This window comes from Halomonas sp. (assembly GCF_041689495.1).
Lineage (GTDB): Bacteria > Pseudomonadota > Gammaproteobacteria > Pseudomonadales > Halomonadaceae > Halomonas.
In genome coordinates, this window is record NZ_JBDNGD010000361.1 from 1 (window position 1) to 3,213 (window position 3,213).

At 63.1% G+C, this 3,213-nt stretch carries 2 protein-coding genes and 1 pseudogene; 2 read left to right on the forward strand and 1 reads right to left on the reverse strand.

The window, feature by feature from the left end:
- Positions 1 to 154, reverse strand: a pseudogene (locus ACESMD_RS11360) (transposase); the annotation flags it as partial.
- Positions 155 to 209: 55 nt separating this feature from the next.
- Between ACESMD_RS11360 and ACESMD_RS11365 the strand changes: the two are divergent.
- Together ACESMD_RS11365 and ACESMD_RS11370 are read left to right on the forward strand one after the other, a co-directional pair.
- Positions 210 to 1,400, forward strand: coding sequence for a hypothetical protein (locus ACESMD_RS11365; protein ID WP_372613219.1), 1,191 nt, complete (start codon positions 210 to 212; stop codon positions 1,398 to 1,400).
- Positions 1,401 to 1,569: 169 nt separating this feature from the next.
- A partial coding sequence (locus ACESMD_RS11370) for a protoglobin domain-containing protein (protein ID WP_372613221.1) occupies positions 1,570 to 3,213 on the forward strand: 1,644 nt, incomplete at its 3' end.

A 3,213-nucleotide genomic window follows, 5' to 3' on the forward strand; every position in this document is an offset into this window, starting at 1 on the left:
CGTTGAGCCAGCTGCCATGCTTGGGCGTGTAGACAAACTCAAATCGGTCCCATAGCGCTTTGGCACGCGCCGGCGCGAAGGCTAGATACAGTGCGCCGGGGCTATGCGTATTGAGGTTGTCCATCACCAGAGTGATCTTGTTGGCGTGGGCGTAATAGCGATTGCAGCACCATAACAATAGGATTGACGCCGTACTGCTCGGTAAAATCGTGTTCGCCCGCTTTCTGGAGCTGCCGCTGCGGGCCTTCGATCGTGTCGCGACCCAGGTGGAGTCCTCCCCCGAATTTTCTGCCCTGCGCCCCTGGGTGACTGCGGGGCAATTGGAAGGCGCGCAGGTGGCGCATGATGCGGCCGCCTCTTCCCTTACTCCGGCGTCTCCGGTCCTGGGAGAAGTTCGTAAGGCGGGCGGGAGCCTGATGTTTTTATACCGCCGCGACAGCTACGCGCGGGAGTATCGGTTCGATGAGGAGGGGGTGAACCGCCTGATGTCCCGCCAAGACTCGCCAAAGGAACTGGCGGCGACCCTGCGCAGGTTGCGCCTCATCAATAGCAGGAACCGGCTCACCCATGCGCTGCTGCAGGCGGTGCTTGCCTCGCAGTCGGAGTATCTGCGTTCCGGACAGGCTTTATCGCTCCTTCCCCTGACCCAGGCGGAGATTTCTGCTCGACTGAGAACGGAGCCGGGTCTTCCCGTAGTGGCCGACCCAGGCCGTATCTCCCGGTTGGTGCGTGGGTTGTCGATCGCGCTGGCGAACGGCAAAGCGGTTCCGTTGGCTGGACTCTTCCCGAAGCCGCGGCAGGTTCATTGTCATTTCGTTGATTATGTGATAAGAAAGGAAAAAACTTGGATTGCTGAAGGGGTATTGCGGGAACCGTTGACGGACCAAGCTATTGCTGAAATTCTCGAGCGCGAGAACGGGATTCGTTTATTGCGGCGCACGGTGGCCAACATCCGGCACGATTTGGCAATTCCCGATTGCCGGAGCCGAAGCCACCGTGTGAATTATCTGGCGGCTACTGAGGGGTTTTCCGCACTGATGCCGCTGACCCCTCAAGCGCTGCGCATCGTGGTTCCAGCCCATCCAGGCGTGTACGAGATCCGGGCGGCTTTTGCTTCCGGCCTCGGTGGAGAAAAGGAAGACTGGTCGCAGAAAAGCGTGCCGGCGGGGCCGCACCGCGTGGTGTACATCGGCTCGGCCGGGGATTTACGCAAGCGCTTGGGCGATCACCTGCGCGGCAGTAGTGATAACGCGCTGCTGTATCGCCACATCGCCGACGGCACCGCACGAGTGCGGTTTCGCCTGATCAGCGACGGATGGCGCTGGGTGGAGCGGGAGCTCTACCGGGTGTTTTTCGAGACGTTCGGCACGCCGCCGCTGTGCAATCGCATGAGCCCGTGAGAAAGAGAGTAACCTTCGAAGGGGCGCCCGAAGTCCGACGCGAAGAATGAACAAGAACACCTAAAGGCTCGGTAATGTCGTATGGAAGAAATCTTGCGCAAGCAAGCAAGCAAGCAAGCAAGCCGGCGGCTTCATCTCTCCTTCGTGGGTGGCGGCGAGGGCGGGAGGCATGAAAGCGCTAGATGAAGCCGTCGAGGCCGTGGTGCGGACGCTGGCCTTTGACGAGGCCGAGATCGCGCGGCGCAAGGCCTTTCTGGAATTTACCGCCGAGGATGTTGCGCGGCTGCGCGCGCTGCACGCGACCCTGCAAACCCTGGCGCCGGATTTCGCCAACGCCTTTTACGACCATCTCCTGGCTTTTGAGGAAACCCGCCGCTTCATTCCGGACGCCGTGTCGGTCGAGCGCCTGAAGCTCGCCCAGGCAGTCTACTTCGACAGCCTCACCGCGGGCGACTATGGCCCCGAGTACATCGCCAACCGCCTGCGCGTGGGCGTGGTGCACCAGCGCATCGGGCTCGAACCCAAGTGGTATCTCGGCGCCTATGGCAAGTACCTCGGCGAGCTGCTGCTCGAACTCTGGCAGCGGCTCGGGCAAGACCCGGAGGCCTTCATCAACGCCTATCGGGCGCTCATCAAGGTCGTGCTGCTGGACATGGGGCTTGCCATCGACACCTATATCCAGGCCGACCGGCAAACCATCCTGGCGCTCAGAGAGTACGCCGAGATGGTGTTCGCCAGCATCCCCGACGGGCTGCTGGTGCTCTCGCCAGAGTTTGCGATTTTGTCCGCCAACCGGGCATTCCTCAAGCAGTTCGGGCTCACGGCAGAGGCCGTGCACGGCCGCCACCTGATGGAGGTGATCGCGGCCGAGGGACTCAGGAAGCGGGCCCTCGAAGTTCTCGCCACCGGGATTGCCCAGCATGACGTGCTTTTCAGCATGGGAGCGGCGAGAAGCGATGCGCGCAAGCCGATGCGCGTAACGCTGACTGGAATCCATCTTGCAGAAGAAGAAGAAGAAGAAGAAGAAGCCCGGCTGCTCGTGATCGTGGAGGACATGACCGAAGAGGAGGCACTGCGCGCCGCCGCGCTGGAATCCGAGCATCGTTTCCAGGACCTGGTCCAAGGGCTGGATGCCATCGTCTGGGAAGGCGAGGCGAACGGCGAGGAGCTGCGTTTCACTTTCGTCAGCCGCCGCGCGGAAACCATTCTGGGCTTCCCGGTCGAGCGCTGGCTCGCCGAGCCCGATTTCTGGAAAGACCGTGCCCACCCGAACGATCGGGATGCGGTGAGCGGCTTTTGCCGCAGGATTCTCGAGCACGATGGCGGCTCCGGCGAGGGCGCGGCTTGGGAAGTCGAGTTCCGGATGCAGGCGGCGGACGGGCGCATGGTCTGGTTCCACAACCTCGCGCGCCGAGCGGCAGATTCTCGGGAGGCGCGGCTGCACGGCGTGATGATGGACATCACCGCGCGCAAGGACATGGCAGCGGACCTAGAGCACCTGGCGAGCCACGATGCGCTCACCGGCTTGCCCAACCGCGCCCTGCTGTTCGACCGCCTGGGCCAGGCCCTGACGCGCGCCGCCCGCCACCGGCGCGGGGCGGCGGTGCTGTTCCTCGATCTCGACCGTTTCAAGCTCGTCAACGACAGCTTCGGCCACAGCATGGGCGACCAGTTGCTCAAGGCCGTGGCACAGCGCCTGAGCAGCTGCATGCGCGCGGGCGATACGCTGGCGCGGCTCGGGGGCGACGAGTTCGCCATCGTCCTGGAGGACATGGCGCACGCCCAAGATGCCGCGCTGATCGTGCAGAAGATA